Annotated in this window: 21 protein-coding genes and 1 CRISPR repeat array; of the genes, 11 read left to right on the top strand and 10 right to left on the bottom strand. The window is 50.7% G+C overall.

Annotation, left to right across the window (positions count from 1 at the left end):
• Positions 1–171: 171 nt before the first annotated feature.
• Genes ABEW34_RS29205 through ABEW34_RS29195 form a run of 3 tightly spaced genes read right to left on the bottom strand, consistent with a single transcriptional unit; the run spans position 172 to position 2,588 of the window.
• Positions 172–906 carry an ABC transporter permease gene (locus ABEW34_RS29205; protein ID WP_430164613.1) on the bottom strand — a complete coding sequence of 245 codons (735 nt, stop codon included), beginning with the start codon at positions 904–906 and terminating at the stop codon, positions 172–174.
• Positions 907–915: 9 nt separating this feature from the next.
• Positions 916–1,674 (bottom strand): ABC transporter permease, encoded by a 759-nt coding sequence (locus ABEW34_RS29200; protein ID WP_430164490.1) that lies wholly within the window; start codon positions 1,672–1,674, stop codon positions 916–918.
• Positions 1,671–2,588: an ABC transporter ATP-binding protein gene (locus ABEW34_RS29195; RefSeq protein ID WP_430164487.1), complete on the bottom strand. Its 918-nt coding sequence runs from the start codon at positions 2,586–2,588 to the stop codon at positions 1,671–1,673. Before ABEW34_RS29195 ends, ABEW34_RS29200 begins: the two co-directional genes overlap by 4 nt.
• Before the next feature lie 155 nt (positions 2,589–2,743).
• On the opposite strand from ABEW34_RS29195, the gene ABEW34_RS29190 reads away from it, so the two are divergent.
• Entirely contained in the window at positions 2,744–3,457 is a 714-nt protein-coding gene (locus tag ABEW34_RS29190) for a response regulator transcription factor (protein ID WP_430164483.1), read from the top strand.
• On the top strand, positions 3,457–4,845 hold the full coding sequence (locus tag ABEW34_RS29185; protein ID WP_430164480.1) for a sensor histidine kinase: 1,389 nt from the start codon (positions 3,457–3,459) through the stop codon (positions 4,843–4,845). The genes ABEW34_RS29190 and ABEW34_RS29185 overlap by 1 nt, the downstream gene beginning before the upstream one ends.
• A gap of 199 nt (positions 4,846–5,044) precedes the next feature.
• On the opposite strand, the gene ABEW34_RS29180 is transcribed toward ABEW34_RS29185, so the two are convergent.
• Both ABEW34_RS29180 and ABEW34_RS29175 read right to left on the bottom strand, forming a co-directional pair.
• Complete coding sequence (locus ABEW34_RS29180) at positions 5,045–6,253, bottom strand: CynX/NimT family MFS transporter (protein ID WP_430164477.1); 1,209 nt, start codon at positions 6,251–6,253, stop codon at positions 5,045–5,047.
• Positions 6,250–6,942, bottom strand: a complete 693-nt coding sequence (locus ABEW34_RS29175) for a FadR/GntR family transcriptional regulator (RefSeq protein ID WP_430164474.1) — start codon at positions 6,940–6,942, stop codon at positions 6,250–6,252. The genes ABEW34_RS29180 and ABEW34_RS29175 overlap by 4 nt, the downstream gene beginning before the upstream one ends.
• A 333-nt stretch (positions 6,943–7,275) precedes the next feature.
• Here ABEW34_RS29175 and ABEW34_RS29170 point away from each other — a divergent pair, with 333 nt between their 5' ends.
• The gene (locus ABEW34_RS29170; protein ID WP_430164471.1) at positions 7,276–7,749 is read left to right on the top strand and encodes a hypothetical protein; all 474 of its coding nucleotides are present in this window, start codon (positions 7,276–7,278) and stop codon (positions 7,747–7,749) included.
• 3 nt (positions 7,750–7,752) lie between these two features.
• Positions 7,753–8,442 carry an AIM24 family protein gene (locus ABEW34_RS29165; RefSeq protein WP_430164468.1) on the top strand — a complete coding sequence of 230 codons (690 nt, stop codon included), beginning with the start codon at positions 7,753–7,755 and terminating at the stop codon, positions 8,440–8,442.
• A gap of 224 nt (positions 8,443–8,666) precedes the next feature.
• Positions 8,667–9,507: direct repeats of the CRISPR family, unit length 33 nt; unit sequence GTTTCAATCCACGCACTCCGTACGGAGTGCGAC.
• A gap of 530 nt (positions 9,508–10,037) precedes the next feature.
• Here ABEW34_RS29165 and ABEW34_RS29160 read toward each other — a convergent pair.
• Together ABEW34_RS29160 and ABEW34_RS29155 are read right to left on the bottom strand one after the other, a co-directional pair.
• Positions 10,038–10,169, bottom strand: coding sequence for a histidine kinase (locus tag ABEW34_RS29160; protein ID WP_430164466.1), 132 nt, complete (start codon positions 10,167–10,169; stop codon positions 10,038–10,040).
• Between the two features lie 169 nt (positions 10,170–10,338).
• Entirely contained in the window at positions 10,339–10,896 is a 558-nt protein-coding gene (locus tag ABEW34_RS29155; protein ID WP_430164462.1) for a GbsR/MarR family transcriptional regulator, read from the bottom strand.
• A gap of 298 nt (positions 10,897–11,194) precedes the next feature.
• Between ABEW34_RS29155 and ABEW34_RS29150 the strand changes: the two genes are divergently transcribed.
• The 4 genes from ABEW34_RS29150 (at position 11,195) to serS (ending at position 15,859) form a co-directional block, all read left to right on the top strand.
• Entirely contained in the window at positions 11,195–12,394 is a 1,200-nt protein-coding gene (locus ABEW34_RS29150) for a quaternary amine ABC transporter ATP-binding protein (protein ID WP_430164460.1), read from the top strand.
• Positions 12,391–13,227: an ABC transporter permease gene (locus ABEW34_RS29145; protein ID WP_430164457.1), complete on the top strand. Its 837-nt coding sequence runs from the start codon at positions 12,391–12,393 to the stop codon at positions 13,225–13,227. The genes ABEW34_RS29150 and ABEW34_RS29145 overlap by 4 nt, the downstream gene beginning before the upstream one ends.
• A 97-nt stretch (positions 13,228–13,324) precedes the next feature.
• The gene (locus tag ABEW34_RS29140) at positions 13,325–14,170 is read left to right on the top strand and encodes a glycine betaine ABC transporter substrate-binding protein (RefSeq protein WP_430164610.1); all 846 of its coding nucleotides are present in this window, start codon (positions 13,325–13,327) and stop codon (positions 14,168–14,170) included.
• A 297-nt stretch (positions 14,171–14,467) separates the two neighbouring features.
• Positions 14,468–15,859 carry a serine--tRNA ligase gene (gene serS / locus ABEW34_RS29135; protein ID WP_430164454.1) on the top strand — a complete coding sequence of 464 codons (1,392 nt, stop codon included), beginning with the start codon at positions 14,468–14,470 and terminating at the stop codon, positions 15,857–15,859.
• Positions 15,860–16,009: 150 nt separating this feature from the next.
• Here the strand turns inward: serS and ABEW34_RS29130 are convergent, their stop codons facing one another.
• Entirely contained in the window at positions 16,010–16,528 is a 519-nt protein-coding gene (locus ABEW34_RS29130) for an SRPBCC domain-containing protein (RefSeq protein WP_430164450.1), read from the bottom strand.
• 19 nt (positions 16,529–16,547) lie between these two features.
• Complete coding sequence (locus ABEW34_RS29125; protein WP_430164446.1) at positions 16,548–16,877, bottom strand: ArsR/SmtB family transcription factor; 330 nt, start codon at positions 16,875–16,877, stop codon at positions 16,548–16,550.
• Between the two features lie 533 nt (positions 16,878–17,410).
• Here ABEW34_RS29125 and ABEW34_RS29120 point away from each other — a divergent pair.
• The 3 genes from ABEW34_RS29120 to ABEW34_RS29110 all read left to right on the top strand — a co-directional run bounded on the left by ABEW34_RS29120 (position 17,411) and on the right by ABEW34_RS29110 (position 18,820).
• Positions 17,411–17,581 carry a hypothetical protein gene (locus tag ABEW34_RS29120; RefSeq protein ID WP_430164442.1) on the top strand — a complete coding sequence of 57 codons (171 nt, stop codon included), beginning with the start codon at positions 17,411–17,413 and terminating at the stop codon, positions 17,579–17,581.
• Entirely contained in the window at positions 17,557–18,303 is a 747-nt protein-coding gene (locus ABEW34_RS29115; RefSeq protein WP_430164439.1) for an AraC family transcriptional regulator, read from the top strand. Before ABEW34_RS29120 ends, ABEW34_RS29115 begins: the two co-directional genes overlap by 25 nt.
• A gap of 112 nt (positions 18,304–18,415) precedes the next feature.
• Positions 18,416–18,820: an IDEAL domain-containing protein gene (locus ABEW34_RS29110; protein ID WP_430164436.1), complete on the top strand. Its 405-nt coding sequence runs from the start codon at positions 18,416–18,418 to the stop codon at positions 18,818–18,820.
• 620 nt (positions 18,821–19,440) lie between these two features.
• Here ABEW34_RS29110 and ABEW34_RS29105 read toward each other — a convergent pair.
• A complete protein-coding gene (locus ABEW34_RS29105; RefSeq protein WP_430164433.1) occupies positions 19,441–21,384 on the bottom strand; it encodes a methyl-accepting chemotaxis protein in 1,944 nt (647 codons plus the stop codon).

Raw genomic sequence — 21,384 nt, 5'->3', positions numbered from 1 at the left:
TTCAGCTCCTTTGTTTATTCATCCTTCGTCGTTCATCATTGGTAACGCTTCCCTCCTAGGCTACCATATCCTTGTACCATGCGTATATTCAAAATTTCAATATTGTGCTTATTTTGACGAAGGAAGCCTGATGTCGATCCTGTATCCTATGGCTATGGCGGGGATGCGGGTTTATGCCGAAACGTCAGCCGTTCGCAGCCGGTAAATGGCAGCGGCGCTGAATGCAGCCGTATAAAGCAAATTCACAACAACGACCGTTAGCTGCTGCTGAACGGGCAAACGCTCCGGGCTTAGCACGCCCATCCCAATCGTCAGCAGCGAATGCGGAAAAAACAGCCCCGCCTTCGCCACATACATGCCCAGCCCCAGAAAAGTTGCCCCTAGCCCGATTCCTACAGGGACAGCAAAGCTGCGTATCCGCATGGACAGCGCCAATTGGAAGCTGCTGATTGTAACAGCAGCCAGCCAGCCCCGCACGAGCCAGCCGAATAATTCTCCCGGCAATTCGGAGAGGCTTAATCCAACCATTGTGCCCCCTATCATATACAGCAGAACAAACACCACTTGCACAAAAGCCGTCAGCATGCCTGCTGTAAAAAGCTTGGTCCAAAAAATGCTGGCAACCGGAATCGGCGCTGTCATCATCATGTTCCAGTTTTTACCCAAATGCTCCAGTCTGCATAGATAGGCACAGCAAATAGCGATCAGCGTCGGAAAGAAAAACTCGCCATAAAACAGCCCGACTTGCGACCATAAGCTATACCAGCCATTTTGCAGCACACCCTGATTCATATAAAAATTACCGCAGCCCATCAGAACGCTGACGATCGGCAGCGCTATCAATACGATCCATAGATGCGAATGGCGCAGCTTCAGCCATTCAGCGGGAACTACCCTTTTTAGCATAAGCATTCTCTACACCTCCTGCCTGGATATATGCCACCGGCCTGCCCCATAGATCAACAACCCCATGAATAGCAGCAGTCCCAGCATGGGAAGCCCCGCTCCTAAATCACGCGCTATAAATTCAAGCTGATTATCCGTATAGCTTTGGGCAACCGGACTGAGTCCCGAATAATACGACCAAATGAACAATGGCCTTATCGCACTCGGAAACAGATCAGCAGCCATGCCAATGAAGCCGCCAAGCATGCCGAGACATAGCGCGAAGGCCTGATTTTTAAGCGCCATGGATAACCACTGCTGCAGGGCAATGACGGCCAAATGGGCAGCCATCGTTCCAGCAAGCAAGCGTCCGAGCAGCATAATAGGCACCGCTTCCTCAAAACCATTCATTTTGCCAAAGGCAATCAGCGCTAATATTTGCACAATACAGGCAAGCAGCAGAATAAGTGCCACACAGCCATACTTGGCGGCATATAGCCTCTCCCGCTTGACAGACATGGAAAGCAGCAGCTTCCACGTATTGCCCTTATGCTCCATATCACAAATACGCGATACGCAGATCGCTGCGAGAATAGGGGCAAACAGGCCGTTCAAGGAGGCCGTCATCGCAATAAGCGGCTCCCAGCTTGCTTGATCAGGATTACGGGCGATGGACATGCTTGTTGCCATAAACGCCCATCCCATTTCTACCCCAATCATCAGCAGAACCGTCATCCCTACGTATCTTCGGCGCAGCTTGTAGCATTCCAGCCATATCGAGCGGATCATAAGCTGTGCTCCTTCCCCGTCAATTCGAGAAACAGGCTCTCCAAGCTTTTTTTATGCTCTTCTATGCGCAGCACTTCAATATCCGCTGCAAGCAGCTCCCTATTGATTCGCGCTACCTGAGCATCTGTCAGATGACGCAGCCGCAGGAAGCCATCCTGTAAAATCGGCGCAAAGCCTTGGGCAGCGAGCAGCGAATGCGCCATCGGATTTTGGCTCGTCTTAAAGGCAATCGTCGGCCGACTTTCATTTTGCAGCTGATCCAGCTTGCCCTGGAACAGCATTTTACCTTGATGGATAATGCCTACCGAGGTGGCGATCTGTTCGATTTCCGACAATAGATGGCTGGATATTAGCACCGTCATTCCCAGGCGCTGCGGCAAAGATTTAATCAGCTCGCGAATTTCCCCGATACCTGCCGGATCAAGACCATTCGTCGGCTCATCCAGCACCAGCAGCTTAGGCGAAGCCAGCAGCGCCATCGCGATGCCTAAACGCTGCTTCATGCCCAAGGAATACTGCGATACTTTTTTATGCTGCTGCTGCTCCAGCCGGACAATTTTTAGCGCCTCCCGCACATGGCTGCCAGGCACATTCCGCAGCCGCTGCACGACGCGCATGTTTTCCAAGCCGCTCAGATGGCCGTAGTAGGAAGGCGATTCGATCAGAGAGCCTGTCTGGCTTAAAATAAGGCGGCGGTGCTTAGCCAGCTCCTTGCCGAATACGGTTACGCTGCCCTCCGTCGGCTGAGCGAGCCCTAGAATCATTTTTAAGGTCGTCGATTTCCCGGCTCCATTCGGTCCAAGAAAGCCATAAATCTCTCCCTCTTCCACCGATAAATCAAGCTTTTCGACCGAATAGCTGCTGCCGTATCGTTTGGACAGGCCGCGGGTAGAGACAATCGCCTGCATCGTCATTCACTCCAATCTTGATATTGTCGATCAAGCATAACGATGCCGCCTTGCTGTAAACTGAAGCTAACCTTACGTCAGCCTTAAATCGGTCCAATGACTGCCTGCCACGCTCCAAAACCAGCAAAAGCAAGGTATACTGAAAATGGGTGATGAACAATATGGAAGACTTAAAACATAAAAAACTGCTCATCGTCGATGATGAGAGCGATTTAAGGGAAATGGTCGAAGGTTTTTTACGCAAAGAAGGCTTTACCCGCATTTTTCAGGCGGCTACCTGCGCGGAGGCACTGCGTACCATACGGTCGGCTAAGCCGGACCTCGTCCTTTTGGATATTATGCTGCCTGACGGGGACGGGTTCTCTTTGCTCAAGTCGCTGCGGCAGTTCTCATGCGTTCCTGTGCTTTTTCTATCTGCCAGAGGAGAGGATGAGGATCGTTTGCTCGGTCTAGGGCTGGGCGCCGACGATTATATGGTGAAGCCTTTTTTGCCGCGCGAGCTGCTGCTGCGTTTGAGCGCGATTTTACGGCGAGTATATGCACCATTCCGCCAGGAGCAGCGCCCTATTTTTCAACTGGGCCCCCGTGTTATTGATTTGGAAAGCGGCGTTGTGAGGACGTCCAGCGATGACGTTTCTTTAACCGCCAAGGAGCTTGTCCTGCTAACCAAGTTTTATGAAAATCGGAACCGCATTGTAACCAATGATGCCCTTTGCCAAGCAGCGTGGAGCGATGATTATTATGGGTATGAAAATACTTTAATGGTCCATATTCGCCGCATTCGCGAGAAAATAGAAGAGCTGCCCTCCAATCCCGAGCATCTGCTGACCGTTCGCGGCTTGGGGTACAAGCTGCTGGTCAAGGGGGATGAATAATGGGCGGCACTGTTCGTATTTTAAACCGTTTTATTGGGGCGACGATGCTCATCTCGCTCTCTTTGCTTGTGCTTAACTTTTTGCTGCTGCTCATCTGGGTTAGTACAGGGACGGTCGAGGAAAGTTCGCCAGCCGCGGTTGTGCGGAATACAGCTGAAGGGCTGAAGGCTGCGAATGACGGGTATGTTCTTGAGGACGAAACGGCGGCACTGCTGGATGACCAGCAGGTGTGGGCGATGTTGATTAGCTCGGAGGGGCAGGTCGCGTGGGGGCACAGCTTGCCCGAAGAGCTCCCTGCCCACTATAGCTTGACGGACGTCGCCAAGCTTTCCATGAGCTACTTGATGGATTATCCCGTATTTGTGTGGGAGCATGCAGATGGTCTTATCGTGATCGGCTATCCGAAGGACAGCCTTGTCAAATACCAGCATATACTGCCGACCGACTGGGTCAAAAATTTGCCGCTGCGCGCCCTGCTCCTTCTTATCGGGAACCTTGTGCTTGTGCTGATTGTCGCCCTGCTGATCGGTTCCCGGCTCCTGCTTTCCATCCGTCCGCTGACGCAGGGTATACAGGCGCTGGCCGCAGATCAGGAAGTGCAGCTTGAGCCCAAGGGAATGCTTGCTGACCTCGCCCAATCTGTCAACCACGCCTCGTCGCTGCTGCATCAGAAAAATGCTTCGCTCAAAAGAAGGGACGAGGCGCGGTCCAACTGGATCGCTGGCATTTCCCATGATATTCGCACCCCGCTTTCCATGGTGCTCGGCTATGCCAGCGAGCTGGAGGAGCATCACGAAGTTCCGCCGTTGCAGCGAAAGCATGCGGGGATTATTCGCTTACAAGCAGAGAAGCTGCGTACGTTGGTAAGCGACTTGAATCTCGTGTCCATGCTGGAGTATGAAATGCAGCCGCTCACTCCGAAGCCTTTGCGGCTGGCAGCACTTACGCGCCAAGTGGCCTCCGATCTTATTAATGCAGGGCTTGAGTCCAGCTTTACGCTCGAAATGGACGACATAAACGAAACCGCCCAAATATACGGGGACGAGCGCCTGCTGCTGCGTGCCATGACCAATCTCGTCCACAATGCGATCCGCCATAATCCACAGGGATGCGACATCAGGCTGAGAGCAGAGCTTGCAGGAGACAAGCATACGTGCCGCTTCATTGTATTAGATAATGGACGGGGCATACCTCCGGAAGAGCTGGCCGATGTACTGGAGCTGCCTTTTTCCGCAAATCGAAAATATGCCAGACCTTCCGGACATGGACTCGGGCTGCCAATGGCTTTCCGAATAGCCAAAGCCCATCACGGAAGGCTGGCGTTAAGTAATGGGCCTGGAGCCGGACTCACCGCCGAGCTTGAGCTGCCTTGCTTGGAGGTGCGATAAGCTGTTGTGTGCCAGGAAGACTTTAGAGGCTAAAGAGCTGCTCCCTGCACCTGGATCGACTTGGCGGACACAGCAGCAGCTATTTTAGCAAAATCAGCCATTCGCGAATGGCTTTGACCGTTAGACGGATATAGAGTCTTCCAGTTTGCGCAACCCTTTGCGAATGACTTATTTGGGTCTGTTTTTTCTTTCATTTACCTTATACCGTGCGATTTCTGGAGGCGCCGAGGCCGGACAAGAGCATCAGAGCGCTAACGACAAGCAGCAGCAACAGCGGAGGCTTCCAGCTTGCCGTAATATCATGAAGCAGACCGAACAAGATTGGTCCGGTTGCCGCCAGCAAATAGCCAACCGATTGCGACATGCCGGAAAGAGCAGCGGAATCAAAGGCATCTTTCGTTCGCAAGCTTAAAAAGATCATAGCCAAGCTGAACGCACATCCCCCGCCAATTCCGAGTAAAACGGTCCACAACGAAATGAACGTATTTCCTCCGAAATAAAGACCTCCCAATGAAACAAACAACAGAACCGACATGATGATGACCAGCAAACGTTGGTTCTTCATGCGTCCCGCCACGATCGGCACAATGAACGCTACGGGCAGCGCGGCCATCTGAAACAGCGACAGCAGCAGGCCGCCGCTGTCTTCATTCAAGCCCCGGCTTAACATGATTTCAGGCATCCAAGCGATCAACACATAGAACAAGAGAGACTGCATCCCCATAAAAATCGTAACCATCCATGCCAGTGGCGAGCGCCACAGACTTCGGCGCTTCGACGCACCGCTCGTCGCTGCCCCAGCAGACGCCCGACTTGCCCGGGCCTGAGGCAACCAGAACAGCGCGGCCAACAGAACGAGTATGCCCCATATGCCGAGCGCGCCATTCCAGCCGAAACCGAGGTCACGGGCGACCGGAACACTTACACCCGATGCGATCGCCCCGCATAAATTCATTGACACGGAGTACACACCGGTCATGAGGCCGACTTGCTGAGAAAAATTCCGTTTGACCAGACTTGGAATGAGCACGTTGCACACCGCAATCGCCAGCCCAATCAAAGCAGTCCCTGCAAACAAAGAAGCGGTTGCGGTCAACGAACGGATCGCGATACCCGCCATAAGTAAAACCAGCGCATAAAGCAGGGTCCGCTCCACTCCAAAGCGGCGTGCCAGAATGGGTGCAAACGGTGAGAGCAGCGCGAAAGCAAGCAACGGCAGTGTAGTGAGCAGACCTGCCGCAGCATTCGATAGTCCAAGGGATTCGCGAATCGAGCCGACCAATGGACCTACCGACGTTAGCGGCGACCGCATGGTCAGTGCGATCAGGACGATGCCGAGGATGATCGGCCAACCCAGCGACAAAGACTTCTTCGCCATCATTGACTTCGTATCGCTTGTGACGCTCATGGCCGCTCGCCTCCTTTGACCTCAAGAACAGCTTTCGATTCCGCAATATAACGGTGAACCGTTGCCACGGCACGATCGGCGTCTTGATCGACAATCGCTTCGACCAGTTGCCGGTGCATCTCCAAGAAATTGGCATCGGCTTCATAACGACTCAAGCTTGTAATCGAATCTTGTGATGCGTCTGCGATATGGCTGTATAATTCAATCAAGATTTCATTATGAGACGCCGCGATGATGCCTTGGTGAAGACGGATATCCTCTGTAACAATGGCATCCATGTCACCGCGTGCTGCCGCCTCCTCCCAGCGTTCCAGTTGGAGAAGAAGCTCGCGCGCCTCTTCGTCCGTTCTGCGCTGCGCAGCCAGATGGGCTCCTTCGCGTTCGAGTGCATGCCGGACTTCCAACGTCTGCAGCGTATCGGAGCGCATAAATCGTTTTTGCAGTACAACTCCCAGCGCACTCGAAGAGCTGACGTACGTTCCATCGCCTTGCTTCGTCTTCAAGAGTCCCGCGTGGATCAGCGCCCGAATGGCTTCCCTCAATGTATTGCGGCTAACATTCAACTCGACCATCAACTCCGGCTCGGCCGGAATACGCATCCCGACCGCCCACTTGCCGGATTCGATCTGTCTTTCCATTTGCAATGCGACTTGCTCGACAAGCGTCAGCCGATTTGTTTTCTGAAGCATACGTCAGTCCTCATTTCATTTATTTATCAAACATAGGATGTTTGGTTAATTGGTATTTTAGCACACTTACATCGTGGAGACAACTCCCTCCCTAAAAAACCAAGCTTCGATATATTGAAGTTTACATTCACATCCTAGCAAAATTGTAATTCTATTATTTTCTATCGTTACCAATCCTCATTTAATGTCGTATAACTCTTTAGATTGCTTTGCTGCCTGCATAGATGCTGTCGAATAAAATCGTTCTTTCGATAAACTTGTCCAGCCAATCTAGCAAATGGGCAAAAAAGAAGCTACACTAAAGCTATCGCATTATCTGAGGAGGGATCAACGTTGCCAAAAGCGCCATTCCTTGTTTCGACACTATTATTCATGTCCTTGCTATTCCTGTTATTTCCGCATCAGGTTGCCGAAGCAGGCATGTGGAGCAACATAAAGGGCATTTTCTCCGCCCCCGAAAAAATCGACGCGCTAGAGCAGCAATATATGGATGCCAAGCAGCAGCTTGATGCACAGAAGGAGCAGCTCACCGAATCGCTGCAAAGTGCAGAGCAATACGCAGTCAGGCAAGAGGAGCTCATGCAGCAGAACGAGCAGTTCCGCAAAACCAATGAGCAGCTAATGGAACAGAACAACGCGCTTATACAAGAAATGGAGCAAATCAAGCAGAAGCAAGCCAGCTTTACGCAAAAGCTCATCAATACGGCACTCATCATTATGAGTTTGATTTTCGCCTATATTCTTTCCCTGCGCGTATGGCGTTATCTCGTTTGGCGTAAGCAGAAGCATGTCGGCAGAGGAGTGTAGCGAATGAAAGCAACCTCCCCCGCGCCGATTGGACATGTGAAGGTGACGCTTCTGGAAGCGGACAAACTCCACGTGCTCCATCCAGGAGCGATTATTGCTTATCAAGGCGCACCGCAGCAGCGCGAGGATCGTTTTATGAATTTGGCAGGCGTTTATCGCAAAAAGAAATGGGTTCGCGCCCTGATGAGCGGCCCCTCCGAATTTATTATCGGCTTGCCGCCGGGCTGCTCGCTGGAGACGATCCCCCTCGGACCGGAGAGCGATTTGCTGTTCGACTACCGCCACGTGCTCTATTTCACAGATGGCATGCAGCTCAAGAGCGTCATTCAGAAAATGAAAAATGTATGGATCACCCGCGAGCTGGTGCGGATGCGCTTCTCCGGCCCCGGCGAGCTTGGCGTCATCACAAGCGGCGACATAGCTGTGCTGCAATTGGAGAAGGAGCGCCCGCTTTTTGTAAATACCAGCTCGCTTGTTGCTTATCCCGCGAATGCGACCATCCAGCTTGCCGTCTACGGCAATCAGCTGGCGAGCCAGAACATGAACGTCCAGTGGAAAATAACTGGCAGCGGTCCTGTCCTCATTCAGACCGGCTCGCATGGAAAAGATTTGGAGCATCCGCTGCAAAACGACGGCTTCTTCAAGCGATTGCTTCGTGAAGTGCTGCCGTTCGGTAGCGTGTATATTAAATAGTAAAAGGACATTGCAAAAACACCCGAAATCGCTGTACTAGCGGTTTCGGGTGTTTTTTGTAATTGAAGCGTTCTTTTTCATGAAAGATATGAACGTTAGTTTTTGAGAGATATAAGTAGAAGCTGATTGAGAGTAAAAATAGTCATGCTTTTTGCAATTTAAATCTGCGCACCCTGTTCGGATTGTGACGTTATTTCCAACCCGACAGTGGCAGATGCGGTTTCGTTTCAATCCACGCACTCCGTACGGAGTGCGACTTGGTTATCGAGACCGATTGCAAAAGGACTAAATGTTTCAATCCACGCACTCCGTACGGAGTGCGACAAATGTGTGTTGGAGCGGGCAAGGTGCTGACGTTTGTTTCAATCCACGCACTCCGTACGGAGTGCGACAGGTGATAACCCCTATAGCTCCATACGAAAGGAGTTTCAATCCACGCACTCCGTACGGAGTGCGACCTTTATGCATAGCCTTGAAATCCGATTCTTGTAGTTTCAATCCACGCACTCCGTACGGAGTGCGACCCTATACCTCAGGTGCAGGCGGCTAAGGCACTGATGTTTCAATCCACGCACTCCGTACGGAGTGCGACCAATACATCCAATCCGTCGTTTTACGGCGATGTTGTTTCAATCCACGCACTCCGTACGGAGTGCGACCTTGCTCCCGCTGCGGTACAATGTCGCCCTCTTTGTTTCAATCCACGCACTCCGTACGGAGTGCGACGGAATACGGTGATCTACTGAAGCTGCGATTTATCGTTTCAATCCACGCACTCCGTACGGAGTGCGACGCTATTAGGTGTCCATCCGAGCACATATGCAAGATGGGTTTCAATCCACGCACTCCGTACGGAGTGCGACTCCAGTAAATGTCCGCCAGCTGGCAACCCCAGCATGTTTCAATCCACGCACTCCGTACGGAGTGCGACAACATATTTGAGATTTGCTTTTGCTAGGTCGATCAGTTTCAATCCACGCACTCCGTACGGAGTGCGACCAGCAACCGCTCCGGCAGTGCCTTACCTTGGGTGTTTCAATCCACGCACTCCGTACGGAGTGCGACAGCGAAAATACAAGTGATTGATTCCAACATGGCATCAATCACCTCATTTTACAATAAATATAATACCTAAAAAATCTAGATCAAACCTTGACCTTTCTTAAAACAACTGAAAATCGACATTTTTCTACAATTTTTGAGGTGCGAATCCCCTAGGGTTTTTATGTGTGCTTCACATTCGCACCTGGGCATGGAACCTAGCTTCTCCATCGAATCTTACTCCAGAATAAAGGAATTCAGCAAAACACTAAGCTTTTGCGGCTGCTAAAAAATATTTCTTCAACCACACTTCTTAAAGATCGGCATCGTATGCTGGAGATCATACGCAAACTAGGCCAGCGATTGCGCGGTCGCAGCGGATTCTTCGCTGGTCACTGCGTAAGCGGCGGAATTATTTTCAACTGTAGTCCAATCGTTTGCTGCCGCAAGTTCGAATACGCGATGGCCTGCATGCCTTGAATAACAGTAATTTTGTTCGTCGCTTCGATCCGCTAGCTTACACACCTCGTCCGCAACGGCAGCCGCGCAAAAAATCACTCAAGCTGCGTAGCAAGCAACGCCCTTGCCTCCTCCGTATTTCGCTTGCTGATAAGTATAATCGGGCCAATCTCATTAAATAAAAAATGTGGCTTAATCCCCGCCCGCAGCGTCGCCAGTTCCATCACCGCAAACCCCGCCTCGAATCGTCTCAATTGCATGTAGATCGGTTATGAGGGCTTCTCTTTACACTATTCCCTATACAGGGAGACGCAGAAAAGGCCGGTTGCATTCAACCGGCCTTGCACGAAACCTATGTTTTTTACACGCATGCTATGTTGTGCGATATTCTGCTGTCTACTCTTCCTTCGGAATGAGCTTGTAAATTTCTCCTGATTCAAAAGCATCAATGAGCCGTCCCAGCCACTTGTAATACGCAAGGGCTTCCTGAAGCTTCTGCCTGTCGCTTGCGAGTATCTCCAGAAAAGCTTCCGACTGCTCCGAGTTTTCCTCAAGCTGTTCAATTTCCTTAAGAGAACGGGTTATGGCATGTACATTTTGCTCCGCAGCCTTCCTCCATTTTATAGAGAAGAAGTCCGTAAAGTTCTCGTGCCAGTCCGGCACCACCTCATACAAATCTTTGCGTGAGCCTTTGCCCCATACTTTATTGATCATTTTGAGATCGTATAATGTCCGCATGCCGGTGCTCATTGACGTTTTACTCATTCCCATCGTAGCACTCATTTCGTCCAGCGTGACAGGCTCGCGGTTGAAATACATATTGCCGTATAAATGCCCAATGGACAGCGTTATGCCATATAAATCCATGTTTTTACCGATTGATTCAATAACGCGCCGTCGCGTCTTCAGCAACTGCTGCTGCTGCTCTTCTGTTAATGCTGCAAGTTCATCCATGTCGTTCCTCCTGAGGAGTGGCGTGTCCCATTCATCCTTCAACATGTATTGTAATCAAACGGCTAGGGAAATGTAAAGAATCATATTGATATGAAAAAGGGAGTTATCAGGAGTATTCCGCACAAAAAGTTTGTAAAGTTATAACTGTACAAACCATACAAAGGCTCACGCCTTTTGACCATTACATTGTTATCCAACTACACTTATAAGCAGACGAACACTCGAAGCTTGGTGAAGAAGCGTTATGATAAAGCGTCCACCTCGCTTCCTGTGCCAAGGATCGTGGAGGGGGTACTAAATGGCTATTATAGAAGCTAAAAAGCTGACCAAGATATTCGGAGCGGATCCAAAAAAAGCGATACCGCTGCTGGATAAAGGCTGGTCAAAGGAAAAAATTTTAAAAGAAACGAAGCTGACTGTCGGCGTGAATCAAGCCGATTTTTCGATAGAGGCCGGACAAATATTTGTCATTATGGGCCTATCAGGCAGCGGCAAGTCGACGCTCGTACGCTTATTGAATCGCTTAATTGAGCCGACGGGTGGACAAGTGCTGTTTAATGGCAAGGATGTGCTCAAAATGACAGCGGAGCAGCTTAGGCAGTTTCGGCGCAAGCATGTCGGGATGGTGTTTCAGAAATTTGCGCTGTTCCCGCATCGCACGGTGCTGCAAAATATCGAATACGGCCTTGAAGTTCAAGGCATCAACAAGACGAAGCGCCGGGAAATGGCGATTCAAGCTTTAGAGCTTGTCGGCTTGAAAGGCTACGGCGACAGTTATCCCGAGCAGCTAAGCGGCGGGATGCAGCAGCGCGTAGGTCTTGCAAGAGGACTTGCCAGCGATCCCGAAGTGCTGCTGATGGATGAAGCGTTCAGTGCACTTGATCCGCTGATCCGCAAGGATATGCAGGATGAGCTGCTGGAGCTGCAATCGAAGATGAAAAAAACGATCGTCTTCATTACCCATGATTTAAATGAGGCGCTGCGCATTGGCGACCAAATCGCCCTAATGAAGGATGGCAGCATCGTGCAAATCGGCTCGCCGGAAGAAATTTTGATGCAGCCGGCCAATAAATATGTCGAGCGTTTTGTCGAGGACGTCGATTTGTCCAAGGTGCTCACCGCCTCCCATGTGATGGCGAAGGCCGAGACGATCACGAATGAGAGAGGACCGCGCGTTGCGCTCCAGCTCATGCGTGCCAGAAGCATTTCCAGCCTATATATGGTGGACAGGGAAATGCGCCTGCTTGGTGTCATTACCGCTGACGACGCAGCGAAGGCTTTGAAGGAAGGGCTGTCGCTTGAATCGCTGACCCAGCGTGATGTTCCAACCGTATCGCCCGATACGCTGCTCAATGAGCTGTTCGAGCTGATGGGCAATGCCAGATTGCCCGTTGCTGTCATCGGTGAAAATGGACGATTAAAGGGCATCGTCATTAAAGGCGCAGTGCTTGCCGCACTCGCAGGCAATACCGAAATAGAGGCAGGTGTTAAAGCATGAATATACCCAAAATCCCTTTAGCAGATTGGATCGGAGCGTTGGAAACATGGCTTGAGACCCATCTCAGCCCGCTTTTCAAGCTTATTAAAGTGGTCGTTGGCGAAACGGTCGGCGGATTAAATACCGCACTCGACTTTTTCCCTGCGATCGTGCTCATTATTCTATTTACCGCAGCGGCTTGGTTTCTCGGCAAATGGCGCATGGCGCTGTTTACGTTTATCGGCCTGCTCATTATTGATAATCTCGGCTACTGGAGCCAGACGATGCAGACGCTGTCGCTTGTGCTGACCTCCGCCCTCATCTCAGTAGTGGTTGGTGTTCCAGTTGGTATTTTGTGTGCACGTAAAAATAGCATTCAAAATATCGTTACTCCGATTCTCGACTTCATGCAGACGATGCCGGCCTTCGTATACTTGCTGCCTGCCGTCTCCTTCTTCTCGCTTGGCGTTGTGCCTGGCGTCATCGCTTCGATTATTTTTGCGATTCCACCAACGATTCGCATGACCAATCTTGGCATTCGCCAAGTTCCGGAAGAGCTGACGGAAGCGGCTGATGCCTTCGGCTCTACACCGTCGCAGAAGCTGATCAAGCTGCAATTGCCGATTGCGCTGCCAAGCATTATGGCAGGCATCAACCAGACGATAATGCTGTCGCTTTCGATGGTCGTTATCGCCTCCATGATCGGCGCGCAAGGTGTCGGATCGTACGTTTACCGTGCAGTGACACAGGGCAACACTGGAGTGGGCTTTGAGGCGGGGATTGCCATCGTTATACTGGCGATTATCCTTGACCGTTTGACGCAAAATGCGATTCGCCGTACAAAGAAGGCGTAAGTTATCTTAAGTTATCTTAAGTTTTCTCCGCTTATTCAGCGGAATAACTGCCATATAAATCGAATGATTTTCAGAAGGAGTGTTATTTTTGAAAAAAATGAAAATGCTAGTTGCTGCCGTTATGCTCGCCGTTCTAGCTGCTGGTTGTTCTTCCGCCAGCGGAAGCAAGGACATTACTCTTGCCTATGTCGCTTGGGATTCAGAAATTGCCAGCACCTATGTCGTTAAAGAAGTGTTGGAACAGAAGCTGGGCTACAAGGTTGAAATGCTGCAAGTCGATGCCGGACCGATGTGGGCTGGCATTTCCGACGGAAGCGCTGACGGGATGGTTGCCGCTTGGCTCCCAAGCACGCATGCCTCTTATGCAGATAAATATAAAGGGCAATATGAGGATCTCGGCGCTAACCTTGAAGGCACCAAAACCGGACTTGTCGTCCCTAAATATATGGACATCAACAGCATCGAGGATTTGAATGATAAGACGGGTCCCGAGCTGGACTATAAAATTATTGGCATTGAGCCGGGTGCCGGACTTATGATGGCTTCGGAGAAAGCGCTCGATGAATACGGCCTGCGTGATAAATGGACGCTGCTTGAAAGCTCGTCCGCTGCCATGTCGCAGGAGCTTCAGAAGGCGTATGACAATAAAGAGCCGATCGTTGTTACGGGCTGGACCCCACATTGGATGTTCGCCAAGATGGATCTGAAATATTTGGATGATCCGAAAAATGTATACGGCGGCGCGGAACAAATTCATACGATAGTACGCAAAGGACTGAAGGAGGACAAAGCCGAAGCTTATGCTTTCCTCGACAAGTTCAACTGGACGCCGGATGATATGGCGAAGGTCATGGTTGCTATTCAAGGCGGCGAAACGCCGGAAGCGGCAGCTAAAGCCTGGGTTGAAGGCAACGCCGAGTTGGTTGATGCTTGGTTGAAATAATTTAATATGAAATAATTCAATCTTGCTTTCATCCGCAGCGCGCGCTATAATACATCTAATTTCATTACAACGACTTGCTGATGACGAGAATCCAACTCCGAGGCGTTCTCGTCAAGAGAGATATTTAGCACTTCTCCTAAGTTAACCGGGCCCGCCCGTTATCGCGGAACCAAAGCGGATCGTTCGGCACTGCCGTCCGGTCAAGTTGGGTGGCACCGCGAGTTTAACGCTCCTCGTCCCAAAAGGATGAGGAGCGTTTTTTGCGTTTTTATTTAAACGGTGAAGGAGCGCGGTAACATGCTGGACATGAAATGGATTCGCGAAAACAAAGAGCTGGTGCAGCAGGCGGCGGAGCATAAGGGGCTGGATTTTAACGTTCAGCAGCTGCTAGAAGCGGATAACCGCAGACGCGAGCTGCAGCAGCAGGCGGACGCACTTAGGCAGGAGCGCAATGCGCATTCGCAGCGTATTGGGAAGCTGATGCAGAGCGCAAATGCGAGCCGGCAGCAGCAGGGAGCGGAGCAGCAAGGGGCGGCGTTCGAATCGCCGCAATGGACGGAGCAAGAGCAGGCCGAGCAATTGAAGCAGGCAGTAGCGAAAATAAATGAGCTGCTAAAGCCTTGCGAGGAGCAGCTGCTTGAAGCCGAGCAGCAATTCCGCAGGCTCATGCTGGAGGTGCCGAATCCGGCTTCGCCAGATACGCCTATCGGCAGGTCGGATGCTGACAATGTGGAATTGCGCCGAATCGGCAGCATTCCAGCCCCCGCTTTTGCGCTGCGGGATCATGTAGTGCTTGGCGAGCTGCACGGCATGATAGATATGAATCGCGGCGTTCGGACGGCGGGCTCGCGCAGCTACTATTTGAAAGGGGCAGGTGCCCTGCTGCACCGTGCGGTCCAGCAGCTCGCGCTCGACTATTTGCTAGAGCGCGGATTTACGCTGCTTGATGTGCCTCTGATGGTGAGAGAGGAAGCGATGTACAATACGGGGTATTTCCCTGCGGGCACAGATTCGGCTTACCGAATCGACGGCGAAAATCGCTGGCTGATCGGGACGTCGGAAGTGCCGCTAGTCGCCTATTACGATAATGAAATCGTCGATGTTGCCGAGCCGATTCGCCTAACTGCCGCAACCGCCTGCTTCCGCAGCGAGGTCGGCTCAGCTGGCCGGGATGTACACGGCCTCTACCGCGTGCATCAATTTGCCAAGGTTGAGCAGGTCGTATTTTGCGAAGCCGATCCTGCCCGTTCGGAGGCGATGCTCCACGAAATAACAGCGAATGCGGAACAGCTGCTGCAATTGCTGGAGCTGCCCTATCGCGTTGTTGCGGTATGTACCGGCGATATGTCGCAAAAAAATGTGAAGCAATTCGACATTGAAACGTGGATGCCAAGCAGGCAAGCTTATGGCGAGACGCATTCGTCGTCGAATGTGCATGATTTTCAGGCGCGGCGCTCGAATATTCGCTATCGCGATGCCGAGGGCAAGCTGCGCTACTGCCACACGCTCAACAACACGGCCGTCGCAACGCCGCGCATTCTTATTCCGCTGCTGGAAAATCATCAGCTGGAAGACGGCTCGATTTATATTCCGCCAGCGCTTCGGCCCTATATGAACGGGCTGGAAACGCTGCAAGCTCCAATTGTCCCCATGGAGGAGGCAGCTCAAGAGCAAAACGGCACGAAGTAAAACATGTCCAGATAATCGTCACAGCAATAGGCTGGAAAATAAAAAGACAAGCGCTGCCGATTCAGCAGCGCTTGTCTTTTCTATAGTTGAGCAGCAGTCTGAATGGCAGCGGGCAGCTTGCTGGCTTTATTTTTCCGAGCTGTATTGACGTTAGGATGATTTCAGCTCTTCCAAGTAGGCGACCAGACGATCCGATGTTTCGCTGATGCCCTGCTCCATTCCCATTTCGACTACCGTTTTGAGTGCTTCCTCGGTTGGGTAGCGGGTCACGCTCACGAACTTGGTTTTGCCATCCTCCATCGCTTCGAACGTGATGGTAATGTCACCAGACGGCATGTCCGCAGATTCATTGCCTTCGGCATCGGAGAAATAATCTACGTAGGCGATTTTCTCATTCGTTACAATTTCCTTGTATATGGCCTTGCCCCATGATTCAAAGCCGAAAAAATCCCCTTGATTCTGGTCGATGCATTTCATGCAGTAATGCCATACGCCGCCTGGGCGGAAATCGACTGTGCAAGCCGACAAAATCCAGCCATTCGGTCCCCACCAATGCTTCAAATGCTCAGCCGTGGAATGTGCTTCAAACACTAGTGTACGCGGTGCGTCAAAAACCCGCTCCATCGTAAGTACCTGTCCGTCTACCTTAAAGCTTAATTTGTTCGTCATTGTGTTTGCCTCCTGAAAGTTAGTTTGGTTTGCTGCCTCGTTCCTTCAACTGCTGCAAGTAAAAATCCAACTTGTCGAACCGCTCGCTCCATAGGCTCCGATAGGTTTCCAGCCAGCTGTCCATCTCTTGGAGCGGCTCTACCCGAAGCTTGTAATAACGGCGATTGGCCGCTGCCTGCACCTCGACGAGCCCTGCTTCCAGCAAAATACGCAAATGCTTGGAAGCCTGGGGCTGGCGAATGTGCAGACGATCCGCAATTTCTCCAACAGTCAGGGAACCATCCACCAGCAGCTCCATGATCCGCAGGCGCGTCGGGTCGGATAATGCGCTGAATGTCGTAGCATCCATAAAAACCGCATCCTTTAATGGCGCTGTTTAGAATCAAAGGGAAGTCAGCGCTATGAAGGTGCTTTCGTTTCCCTGAATTGAATATACCATAACAGGAATATTCCCGTCAAGGAATAATCAAAAAAAATTCCGCCGAGCATGGTTGGCATACTGTCATTTTGCACAAAAAAAGCCGCTAACAAGCATATATCTTGTCACCAGCTTACGTATAAAGATCAAAAAAGGAGCTGCACCCTCGCGGCGCGCGCTCCTTCTAGCCCTTCAATGATCCAGCTCAACAACCCAAGCGTCCAAGCACGGGCCGCCCGTATCTCCAGTTCGTCTGGCAGATCCCTATGGTACATCCGGCTGTCCGGTCAATAACCAACAAGTTTAGTAGGAATAGTTGTATTTGCATCATAACAATCAACCGTTAGCGGGTCAATGTCATTTCGCGGCGTTTTTAACTTGTCATTTCACAGCGCCATTGAGGTAAAGATAGAATAATAGATTGTAGGCCAAGCACGTTTAAACATGGAAAAAAGGGGGTATTAATGATGAGACCGAATATGCGTGAGGACCATCATGAATGGATGGAAATCTATCATTTCACGCCTTCTGCTTTCGAGAAATCGGAGCTGCATGACCCATTCGGGTCGGAACGAATATCGCCAAGCCGAATTATCATATCGGTCCGCGCGTGGCGCCTTACTATTATTTGCTAGGCGTGCTGGAGGGGCAAGGAACATTCATTCAGGGCAACAACGCGTACACGCTGCGTCAAAATGATCTGTTCTGCCTGTTCCCGCAAGTTACCCATGAATATTTCACTTTGGCGGAGGAGCCGCTGCACAAAATCTTTTTTGCCTTTGATGGCAAGAAAGCGCTTCAGCTGTTGGCCCGGCTCGGGCTTGGGCCGCAATCGCCTCATGTGCCCGGCGCACTGACACTACAGGCTGCCGAATGGATGCAGCAGCTATTGCAGCTCGTCAGCCACTTGGGTTCTCCGAATACCGATCTGGCGCGGTTAAGTCTTTTTCATCATATATGGGATGAGCTTGTTTCAGCTTCCGCTCCTGCTGCGGTTTCACGAGACCATCGCAGCATCAGTTGGCTGCAAAAGGGACTGGAATATATGGAGATTCATTATGCAGAAGGCATTACCGTGGAGAGCGTCTCCGACTACGTGAGGGTCAATCGCACGCATTTCACTAAACAATTCAGCAAAGCATACGGCATAACACCGATCCAATATATCCAGCAGCAAAAAATGGGCGAAGCCAAGCGCCTGCTCGCACAAACCGGCTATACGTTATCGGAAATCGCCAGCTCCATCGGCTTCCCCGACCTCTTTTCTTTTTCCAAAGCATTTAAGAAAAATATAGGGGTTGCGCTCAAGCAATACCGCTCCCTACTCATTAGTGGGCAAAGAGAGAGCAACGATTGACAGCTGCAACTGTATAAATTATAATTACAGTATGATCATTGTTAAATTGTAATGGATTTTGAAACAAGCAGGCATAATTGCAGGTTCCATTAAACGACAGGTGGTGACTGGAATGAATAATGAGATGATAATTAAACCGGGCGACTGGATGAACGGAACGACTGGAAATGGCGAGCTAATGCTCGGCTTTGTAGAAAGCGTTGATGCTTCCCACGGCACGGTACGGCTATATGTAACGGCATGCGACAACGAGCTTGCCATCGGCAGAACGATTACGCTTGCGGCTTCACAAGTTAATTCACTGCGTTCGTCACCGCTGTATACGGCGCAGCAGTTGACGCAGCTGATCGACCTGGCGCTTGCGACCAACGATGAGGCTTGGTTTAATGAGCTTTCGGCCATACTTGTCACTTTGAACAATGGTAAATTGCCGCAGGACAGCTCCCTGCCAAACGCCCATACCAAGATTTTCAACCGTCTGGGCATTTCGGTTAATGGAGAAGCGAACGGCTTGTAACACATAGAGGTAAAAAGGTTCATCGTCGGCGCATGCGTGCCGGATGAAGATGGAGATGGAGCGTTCCTTTGGGGACGCTTTATTTTTTTGGAGTGTGGCACAGGGCCTTGTGTGAACGAACAGTTCTAGCAGTAGTATCGGCAGGATCAGCGGTATCGGTGACGGATTTCATGCTAAATTTGGGGTTGTATTGTTTTCTGCCATCCCTTACGATGAGAGAAAATAAAGTTAGTGAATTAACTCAAGGAAACATACAAAGGACTGGTGCGAATGTGAAGCTCCCATGAAATCCCTGGGGGATTCGCACCTCGAAATTTCAGGCTGCGGACTCAGGAGACGCTAATGTGCTGCAAATGATCATTTTGACGGGATAATGAGGGCAATAGCGGCTTTCCAGTCCGCTTAAGGTCTAAATTCAATTTAAAAGCCAAAATAGCGGAATCTCAGTCCTTGAAAAAAGAGTCAGTAGCCTGAGCCGCGTACTCTTAGCAAATACCAATCTACTTGCAACAAAAACCGTTCCTTTCGTTAATGGCAGACTCTGCTTGCCCTTAACGAAGAAACGGTTTTTGTCGTTTTACCTATTATCTTTTACCTCTCACCTTTTACCGATCAATCTTCTAAAGCTTAAATTTATCGATTTGCGACCGCAGCTTCTCCGCCATGTTGGCGAGCTCTGCCGAGGAGGAAGCGACTTCCTCCATCGATGCCATTTGCTGCTGCGCTGCCGCCGAGACATTTTCAGATTCAGCAGCGGTTTCGCTGGCGGAATCGGCAATGTGACGAATGGCGTCCACTAGGCTTCCTGTGCCAGAGACAATTTCGTCTGCCGCCGCCGATACGCTTCGGATGCTGCCAGCAACCTGCTCCACGGATGAACGAATATGCCTAAACAGCTCGCTTGCCGATTCGCCTGCTTGTCTGCCCTGAGCAGATTGCTCTACGGTCTGTTCCGACGCGAGAAGCGTCCGCTTAATCTCAAGCTGAATGCTGCCAATAAAGCCGGCAATTTGCTCCGCCGATGCCATCGACTGTCCTGCAAGCTTCCGAATTTCATCAGCAACGACGGCAAAACCTCGCCCAGCTTCGCCAGAGCGCGATGCTTCAATTGCCGCATTCAAGGAGAGAATATTCGTCTGGCGAGCGATGTTGCTAATGCTTCCTACAACCTCGCCAATTTTGTCAGACAAGCCACTAAGGTCTTGAATCGTACCGGACAACTCGCGAATGCCGAGCTCCATCTCGTCCATTTTTCCACCGAGCTTAATCATAGCGGCTGACCCGTCTGTTGCAAGAGTGGATGTCTCAGAAGCAATGACTGATACGTCTGAGCTATGTGCAGCAACACCGTTAATTTGCACAGCAATATTTTCAGCTGCATCGCTGCCATCTTGTACGCTGGATGTTTGCCGCTCCGAGCTTTCGGCCACAACCATAATAGCCTCCGAAATGCTCTGCGCTGCATGTGCCCCTTGATCGGCGCCTGCCGCAAGCTGCTTCGCTGATTCCGTCAATTGCTCGGATAGGCCTGCAACGCCTTTCATTAATTGGTGCATTTGATCGCCTGCTGCATTAAAGGAATGTAGAGCAACGCTAATATCGTTTTTGCCTTTGGCCGGAATGCGATACGTTAGATCGCCTTGTGCCAGCAGATCAATTCCGTGAGTCAATTGGCGGATAGGATGTACAATTCGGAGAGCTATTAAAATGCTAAGCAGCAGCGCTCCCAAAATAATGAATTGCCCTACAATAATAATGAGCTTCAGCAAATCATTAACCGGTTTTAAAAACTCGCTTTCATGCACATAGGTGACAACGATCCAATTGAGATCTGTTTTGGTTAAATAGGAAAGCTGGTCAACCCCTGCTTCATGGAAATGAATGGCCTTGTAATTGCCCTGAACCGCATCAGCGAATGCTTCATCCAGTACAGGGTTGTTCAAATCGGCAATCTTATTGTTTAAAATAAAGGTCTCATCCGGAAAATAAATAAAGGTTCCATCCGCAGTCGTCATAAGAGCTCTTCCCGTCTCGCCTTGCTCAAAGCGGGCGATGCTCTCAACCACCTCACTGATCGGATATGCTGCTGAATAGAAGCCAACAGGCTTGCCATCCTTCATTAACGGAGCACCAATCGCAACGACAAGCTGGCTGTCTACTTTAGAAATAATCGGGTCAGAGACGAAAGCGCGTCCTGCCTGTACCTCCTTTAAATAGGCGCGTTCAGACAAGTCATATTCCTTACCGGTCGAGTCTATTGCAAGCTTTCCCGTCGTATCAGCCGAATACATAATCGTTGAAAATTCAGGATGCAGCTTCTGTGACTTGATGATGTAGTCAAGCTGCTTCTGCTTGTCATCTCCAAGCTCCGCTCCATGCTCCGCAAGCATTTTAATAATGGCCTGCTTCTCTTTCATTCTGCTGTCAACTTCCTTTGCCAGCAGCCTCGTATTCAACTCCATTTGCTTCTCTGATTGGCTCTTGACCTCACTCGAGGTGGGGGAATAGAACGTATAGGACAGTACCGATACACAGACAACGACTATGAGCAGTGTAGACAGCAC

The sequence above is a fragment of the Paenibacillus algorifonticola genome (assembly GCF_050481745.1).
GTDB lineage: Bacteria > Bacillota > Bacilli > Paenibacillales > Paenibacillaceae > Pristimantibacillus > Pristimantibacillus algorifonticola_A.
This window is presented reverse-complemented; position numbering and strand designations above follow the sequence as displayed.